General features: G+C 47.6%; 6 protein-coding genes, 8 tRNA genes and 1 pseudogene. All 15 read right to left on the minus strand.

What is annotated here, in order from left to right; translation table 11 throughout:
• Positions 1 to 521, minus strand: a pseudogene (locus KNP62_RS15315) (glutamine--fructose-6-phosphate transaminase (isomerizing)); the annotation flags it as partial.
• A gap of 359 nt (positions 522 to 880) precedes the next feature.
• Positions 881 to 2,239, minus strand: a complete 1,359-nt coding sequence (gene glmM / locus KNP62_RS15320; protein ID WP_074035349.1) for a phosphoglucosamine mutase — start codon at positions 2,237 to 2,239, stop codon at positions 881 to 883.
• A 36-nt stretch (positions 2,240 to 2,275) separates the two neighbouring features.
• A complete protein-coding gene (locus tag KNP62_RS15325; protein WP_214786338.1) occupies positions 2,276 to 3,556 on the minus strand; it encodes a CdaR family protein in 1,281 nt (426 codons plus the stop codon).
• A complete protein-coding gene (cdaA, locus tag KNP62_RS15330) occupies positions 3,557 to 4,417 on the minus strand; it encodes a diadenylate cyclase CdaA (protein ID WP_214697362.1) in 861 nt (286 codons plus the stop codon).
• Positions 4,418 to 4,544: 127 nt separating this feature from the next.
• A complete protein-coding gene (locus KNP62_RS15335) occupies positions 4,545 to 5,180 on the minus strand; it encodes an RseA family anti-sigma factor (protein ID WP_214786340.1) in 636 nt (211 codons plus the stop codon).
• Positions 5,177 to 5,752 (minus strand): RNA polymerase sigma factor SigW, encoded by a 576-nt coding sequence (sigW, locus tag KNP62_RS15340; protein WP_012727640.1) that lies wholly within the window; start codon positions 5,750 to 5,752, stop codon positions 5,177 to 5,179. Before sigW ends, KNP62_RS15335 begins: the two co-directional genes overlap by 4 nt.
• A gap of 130 nt (positions 5,753 to 5,882) precedes the next feature.
• Positions 5,883 to 6,785, minus strand: a complete 903-nt coding sequence (gene rocF, locus KNP62_RS15345) for an arginase (RefSeq protein ID WP_214786342.1) — start codon at positions 6,783 to 6,785, stop codon at positions 5,883 to 5,885.
• 201 nt (positions 6,786 to 6,986) lie between these two features.
• Positions 6,987 to 7,062: transfer RNA gene (locus KNP62_RS15350), tRNA-Ala, on the minus strand.
• A gap of 18 nt (positions 7,063 to 7,080) precedes the next feature.
• Positions 7,081 to 7,155, minus strand: a tRNA-Gly gene (locus KNP62_RS15355).
• 6 nt (positions 7,156 to 7,161) lie between these two features.
• Positions 7,162 to 7,237: transfer RNA gene (locus tag KNP62_RS15360), tRNA-Lys, on the minus strand.
• Between the two features lie 5 nt (positions 7,238 to 7,242).
• Positions 7,243 to 7,326: transfer RNA gene (locus KNP62_RS15365), tRNA-Tyr, on the minus strand.
• 6 nt (positions 7,327 to 7,332) lie between these two features.
• Positions 7,333 to 7,405: transfer RNA gene (locus tag KNP62_RS15370), tRNA-Thr, on the minus strand.
• 31 nt (positions 7,406 to 7,436) lie between these two features.
• A tRNA-Val gene (locus KNP62_RS15375) sits at positions 7,437 to 7,512 on the minus strand.
• 3 nt (positions 7,513 to 7,515) lie between these two features.
• A tRNA-Glu gene (locus KNP62_RS15380) sits at positions 7,516 to 7,590 on the minus strand.
• 5 nt (positions 7,591 to 7,595) lie between these two features.
• A tRNA-Asn gene (locus KNP62_RS15385) sits at positions 7,596 to 7,670 on the minus strand.
• Positions 7,671 to 7,684 lie beyond the last annotated feature (14 nt).

Below are 7,684 nucleotides of genomic sequence, written 5' to 3' on the forward strand. Positions count from 1 at the left end.
GGTGACTTGTTCTTCCCGATATAGAGGCGCTCTTTGTCCTCTGAGTCGATCATCGCGATCGCGTATGAACCGTGGAGGTCCGAGAGCGTCTTGCGGAACGCCGCCTCGACGTCGCCGAGCTCGACAAAGTGTTTCTCCATGAGCTGGACGATGACTTCCGTGTCCGTCTCTGAAAGGAACGGGACGTCAAGCGTCTTCTTGATGATTTCGTCGTTCTCGATCACGCCGTTATGGACGAGCGTGAAGCGTCCTGTCGTACTTTGGTGCGGGTGGGCGTTCGGTACGCTCGGTACCCCGTGTGTCGCCCAACGTGTGTGGCCGATTCCAATCGTGCCGTCTACTTCTGCTGGGATGATTTCGCGTAGCGCAGCGATGCGACCGACTTCTTTGTGAACGTTGACATTTTCATGCATCAACGCAAGACCTGCCGAGTCATAACCACGGTACTCGAGTTTTTCAAGACCTTTGAGAAGGACTTCCTTCGCTCCGGTATTCCCAATCATTCCTACAATTCCACACATAAACAAATCTCCTCTATTCTTCGATTTCTCGAAAAAGGAAACGGGCTTTTTCTAAGAGCTGTCAGCACACACTTCTTTGTCCGTCCGGTCACCCGGGCGTTTTAAAAGCGTGCTTTTCGTCGTGACAGGCGACGAAGAGGCATCCGCCGAAATCTCGATAACCTCTAACCTCGTCAACTCCGCAGAGTTCTGGCGCTTGTTCGTACTCTTGTGTCCTTCCGTTTCCAAGGTCACGCTCTTAATAGTACAAATCACACCCCCATTCGTCAAGAAGAACCATTGTTTTCTCGATGACAAAACGGAAACAAAAAGGGAATCCAACGTTGGATTCCCTTGTGTTATTCCCGGTTTCTGAAAAATTATCCTTCTACGCCGTAATCTTCACGCACGACTTGCGCGATTTTTTCAACGTAGCGGTCGCACTCTTCCGCTGTCGGGGCTTCTGCCATGACACGGACGAGTGGCTCTGTTCCAGAAGCACGGACGAGAATACGACCGTTCCCAGCCATTTCCGCTTCTGCTTCTTGAATCGTCGCAAGGACACGTTCTCCGTTCATCGCATCATTTTTATTCGTCACACGAATGTTGACGAGCTTTTGCGGATAAACCGGCATCTCAGCTGCCAACTCAGAAAGTTTACGGCCTGTCGACTTGACGATTTCCGCCAATTGGACGCCTGATAACATCCCGTCACCCGTTGTCGAGTGATCGAGGAAAATCAAGTGACCCGACTGTTCACCACCCAGTGTGTATTGATGTTTCTTCATTTCTTCCACAACATAACGGTCACCAACTGCTGTTTGAAGCGCAGTCATACCCGCTTCTTCCACAGCTTTATGGAAGCCAAGGTTACTCATGACCGTGGCGACAATCGTATTGTCTTTCAAACGACCTTTTTCACTCAAGTATTTACCGCAGATGTACATGATTTTGTCCCCATCCACGATATCACCGTTCTCATCAATCGCAATCAAACGATCTCCATCACCATCAAAGGCAAGACCCATATCCGCTCCTTTTTCACGAACGAACTCAGCCAAGTGCTCAGGGTGTGTCGAGCCGACACCTTCGTTGATGTTCAACCCGTTTGGCGAGTTTCCGATTGTCGACACGTTCGCCTCAAGGTCCGCGAAGAGACGAGCTGCAAGACCACTCGTTGCACCATGTGCGCAATCAAGCGCGATGTGAAGGCCATCAAAGTCCTCTTCTACAGTCTGTTTCAACATTTGAAGATACTTTTGTGCACCTTCATAATAATCTGAAACGAAACCGAGGTCTTTTCCAGTCGGACGTGGGAGTGTATCTTCTGCAGCGTCCAAAATGTCTTCGATTTCTTGCTCGGTTGCGTCATCTAATTTGAAACCATCGCTACCGAAGAATTTGATGCCGTTGTCTGCCACGGGGTTATGCGATGCCGAGATCATGACTCCCGCTGTCGCATCTAATGACTTCGTCAAGTAAGCGACCCCAGGTGTCGAGATGACACCGAGACGCATGACTTCTGCACCGATTGAAAGAAGACCCGCAATCAATGCACCCTCTAACATATGTCCTGAGATTCGTGTGTCACGACCAATCAAGACTTTTGGCTGTTCGCCTTCTGGCAAATGTTTCGAGAGCACGTAGCCACCCGCACGACCTAAACGATATGCTAATTCCGCAGTCAACTCTGAGTTCGCAACACCGCGAACTCCATCTGTTCCAAAATATTTACCCATAAGATTAAATCCTCACTTTTGTATGATTGAACATCTTTATTGAATAGAAGATGTTTCTGTTTCTTCATCGACGCTTGTCAATTGAACATCGATTGTTTTTGGCGAAATGACAGTCACGCCTTTTGGTACTTCATAATCTACATCTACCGCGTGTGTCCCACTCGGTAAACCTGTTAAATCTAAGGTTACATTGACACTGTTCGAGGAGATGTTCTCTAGAAGGGATCGTTTTCCCGACAATGTCACACTGACGACTTCTTGCGTTTGAACCGTATAATTCGTTCGATCATACCCACGAACATTGACCGGAACCGTCAATCGAATCCGTTCCGTCAATTCACCCGTGTCATCCTTCGACTCGTCGTTCGGACGAATCAAAACCTGGACTTCGACTTCTTTTTTACCGAGAGATGTCGCACCTTCTGGAAGGCGGAGGGTAGCGTTCAACTTTTCAGACTTCGTTAAGTCATCCAGCTCAATCGGTTCCGTTTCGATTGTTTCGAGTGCATCGAGCACTTCTTTTGGAGCAAAGACACGGACTTCCGTCTCACCTAACAACGTATCGACTAGTCGGAAGTCGTCCGCCACATCTCCGCTCGTCACGACCTCGATTGGAATCATCGCACTTTGATCATAAATCGGTACGGTGACATCGATGATATTCGGGTCGACCGACACGTTTAATGGGTTCCCATTCGCATCTAAAATAGTCGGGGGAATTTCTCGGGTAAACGTCTGACTTTGATTCGCAACGTCTACATTCAATGTGATCTCTTTGACGTTTTGAATCCGACTCGCGCCTCCTGTGACTTTCACAGCAGACGGTTCGATTTCGACATCGCCCGCTACTTTCCCGTCCGGTAACTGATCTTTGTTTAATAAGTTGACAGATACCGGCACTTCAATCGTTTGCTTCCGGTCAATATAGATTTCGACAGTCTCTCGGTCTAACTTGACGTTGACGTCGCCACCGAATCCTCGTGCCTCGACCGGAACACGGTGAAAGCCCGTCCCGAGGTTCGTCAAGTCGACGAATACCTGATAATCTTTCACCAATTTGGTCATCGTTAAACTACTGGATGGACCTTGAAGCTCAACGCCCATCTCTTCCGGTACATTATATGCAACATATTGCACCTCATCAAAAAACACTTCGACCGGCACATCGAGCGTCATGGAACTCTGTCCGACGATCGGCAGCGCACTCGACGCATTGTTTGAAGAACTGGTCTCAGCGACCATTAAGTATAAAAGGACGGCTAAAGCAAGTGCGATGAAGCGGAGAAACCATTTATGTTGTAACCACTGATCAATCACTTACTTATCCCCTCCTTTTTTACCGAAGAACGAGAGGGTCGCCTCTTTTTCTTCGATGACGAGTTCTTGAATTAATTTGTTGCGTAGCGCCTCTTCATCCAATTCGCGATACAGACGTCCTGCAATCGCAAGGGAGACCGCTCCCGTTTCTTCTGAGACGGTAAGGGTGACACTGTCTGTCACTTCACTGACGCCGATAGCTGCACGGTGACGCGTCCCGAGCGCTTTATCGATGTGTGGACTTTCAGAGAGCGGTAAATAACAAGCTGCCGCTGCAATCTTCCCGTCCTGAATAATCATCGCTCCATCATGAAGCGGCGTGTTTGGAATGAATAAGTTAATAATCAACTGTGACGTAATATGTGAGTCCATCCGAATGCCTGTCTCGACATATTCATTGAGTCCCGTATCGCGTTCGATGGCAATCAATGCACCGATTCGCCGTTTGGACATATACTGCGCAGAACTGACGATGGCTTCAATCATTTGTCGTTGTTGCTCTTCGTCACTCGTTCCCGTACGTCCGAATAAATTGCTCGTTCGTCCGAGATGTTCAAGACCACGTCTCAACTCAGGTTGAAAAATGATGATAATCCCAAGAAGACCATACGTAATCACCTGATTTAGCAAGAACTGGAGCGTCTTCAATCCGAAGAAACCGCTCAAGAACCAACTGACCAGGATGATTGAGATCCCTTTGATTAACTGAACTGCTTTTGTCCCACGTACAATCATCATTAACTTATAAATCACGTACGTGACGACGACGATATCTAAAACATCATTCAAATAATCGTACCAATGTACGTTTTCTGAAAGATTTAAAAATGAGAAAAATGATACTTGTTCAAGTAGCGGCAAATGCTCCCCTCCTTCACTACCTAGCTAAATCGTGCAAGTTCCATTATATCATCAATTCTGTCTAGACGCATTGCGTCACTTCAAAACGAAACCAGATTGAAACGAAAAAAAGACGCTAGATGCGTCTTTAGAATAGTTGTTTCATCGAGTACCAAATCCACTCGAACATTTGGTCAATCTGTTCAAGCTCACCTGTCACTTGACCGGCACTGGCTAAATACGCACGACCATTCACAGCGGTCGCGTCACCTTTGACCGTTCCTTCGATTCGTAAATCGCCACCTTGAACGGTGATATCCTTCTCGACCGTTACACCGGCTGGCACAATGACTTCGTTCTCTGACACGACAACCCCTGGTACTTTTGTATAGGTCATCGTCTCAGATGCACTGTTCCAGAGTCCAAGTGTCGCGCTAGACATTAGACTGAAGAACAGGACCGCCGCGATTAAAGCCGGGTGTCGTTGTAGCCAAGCGATTTGTTTCGAGTGCGGTTTTCGTTCTTTTCGGATTGGTTTTGATAACGGAACGACCGTATCGGGTGCTTTTTGTACAGGTGCTTCAGGCAAAGCGGCCATCACACGTGCAGTAAAATCGGCTGATAACTTTGGACGAGGCAATGCTTTCAGTTCTGCGTCGATTCGTTCATATTGTAGATACGACTCGTATAATTCATCGTCTTCTAACAATTGACGCAATTCGTCAGATTCTTCGGGCAAAACGCCATCTTCCAAATATTGTTGTACTTTTTCTTCAGGAGTCAATTGAACCCCTCCCTATTTTGAAAGATTGTTTTTAACATTTCTCTTCCCCGGAAGATCCTTGTTTTAACCGTTGCGACCGGCATGTCGATCATCACGCTGATTTCTTTTAATGACAAATCATCCACGTACTTTAGTAGTAAGGGAATACGATATTTGTCGGGGAGTTGCTTGATCGCTTCATGCATCTCACTTCGAATTTCGCGATGAACCACTTGGGCATCGGGTTGGGGCGCTTCATCAGCTAAGTGGTCTTGATAGGTCAAACCGTCTGTACCTGCAATTTCGGCATCCATCGAATACTCTGGCTTCCGTTTCCTCAATCGATCGATGGCAACGTTCGTTGTGATTCGATAGAGCCATGTTTTGAACTTATATTGTGCGTCATACGTATCGATTCGTGTATACGCACGAATGAACGCTTCCTGGGCAGCGTCTTCCGCTTCGCCACGATCATACAAAATTTTATAGGCGATTGCAAAGACGCCATCCTTGTATAGTTCTACCAGTTCGGCAAACGAATCGTGATTCCCCGCCCTCAATTCATCTACCAAACGGGTGGTCAGCCGTTCCATCAATCCACTTCCCCTCTCCGCTACACATGCGGTCATTTCTATATACGTCTCATGATTCAAATGGTTTCATTTAAAATAAAAAAAGTTTCCACCCCCATTGTAGCAAACGGGTTTGGAAACTGTAAGGAAATCAGACTGTCTCGCCTTCCAATAACAGGTTTTCTTTTGATTTTATGATCGTTTCACACAGACGATACGCTAAATTTGCCGTCATATCTTCTCGGTCTAACACTGGATTCAATTCAACGAGTTCGACAGCAATTAAATCATCTGCTTTCATAGCTTCTGTTAAAATCGCTTTGGCCTCGACTTCTGTCAGACCGCCATCAACTGGTGTCCCAGTGCCAGGTACTAGTGATGCATCTAAACTATCCATATCAAAGCTGATATAGAAACGATTGACGCGTTCACGTAGATAATTCAATGCTTCTTGCACGATGACATCGACACCACGCGTTCGCACTTCTTCTACAGTAATAACTTTGATGCCAAGTCGATTAATCTCGTTCATTTCCCCTTCATCGATATCACGAAGTGCGATGTATACTAAATGCTCCGGTGATAACTTCGGCTCACGTCCGCCCACCTCTGTCAAACGAACATCACCCATGCCCATTGCAGCCGCAAGTGGCATTCCATGAATGTTACCGGATGGTGACGTTTCTCCAGTATTCAAGTCAGCATGAGCGTCTACCCAGATGACACCGTATGGTCCTGTTTGAGCCAACCCAGCGAGTGTACCGATTGCCATACTATGATCGCCCCCAACGATCAATGGGAATCGATTCGCTGTAATCTCGCGATGCACAACTTCCGCCAATTCAGTGACTGTGTGTAGGACACCATCGACTCGCTTCAAGTGTTCCTCATTTTCACGAATTTCAGATTCCGGTAATACGCGAATCGTATGTTTGACCGTTTCCGATGGCAGGAGTGCCTCCATCCCTAATTCGTTTAATTTTGCTGGTCCTTGGTCAACCCCGAGTTTCCCTTGACCGTATCGCAGCGGTACATGAATATATGACCATTGCATTGCCATTCCCCCTTTGAACGCTTGATAACTAAATTGTAAACGCTATCATTCGTTTGGTTCAACTCGGCAATACAATGAATAAACATACAAAAAGGCAACCTGAATGGTGGCAGGCTGCCTTTCTCTGTACTCTCATTTGAATGGTTCATGGTTTTAGGCAAAAAAAAACTTAAGTCATCACTAACTTAAGAAACAAACATATGGTGGAGCCTAGCGGGATCGAACCGCTGACCTCCTGCGTGCAAGGCAGGCGCTCTCCCAGCTGAGCTAAGGCCCCGAAACAGGGATAAGAATATGGAGCGGAAGACGGGATTCGAACCCGCGACCCCGACCTTGGCAAGGTCGTATTCTACCACTGAACTACTTCCGCAAAAAATGGTGAGCCATGCAGGGCTCGAACCTGCGACCCTCTGATTAAAAGTCAGATGCTCTACCAACTGAGCTAATGGCTCAAACCTGGTGGGGGGGGGCGGATTCGAACCGCCGAACCCGAAGGAGCGGATTTACAGTCCGCCGCGTTTAGCCACTTCGCTACCCCCCCGAGGAGTGCCGGCGAAAGGATTCGAACCCTCGACCCTCTGATTACAAGTCAGATGCTCTACCAACTGAGCTACACCGGCATATATATAGGTTTGATGTAATACATAAAAATGGTGGAGGATGACGGGATCGAACCGCCGACCCCCTGCTTGTAAGGCAGGTGCTCTCCCAGCTGAGCTAATCCTCCATATGGTGACCCGTACGGGATTCGAACCCGTGTTACCGCCGTGAAAGGGCGGTGTCTTAACCGCTTGACCAACGGGCCTAAATTGGCTCCGCAAGTAGGATTTGAACCTACGACCTACCGGTTAACAGCCGGTTGCTCTACCACTGAGCTATTGCGGAACGATCTTGCCTGG

The organism is Exiguobacterium sp. s183 (assembly GCF_018617655.1).
GTDB classification, from domain to species: domain Bacteria; phylum Bacillota; class Bacilli; order Exiguobacteriales; family Exiguobacteriaceae; genus Exiguobacterium; species Exiguobacterium aestuarii_A.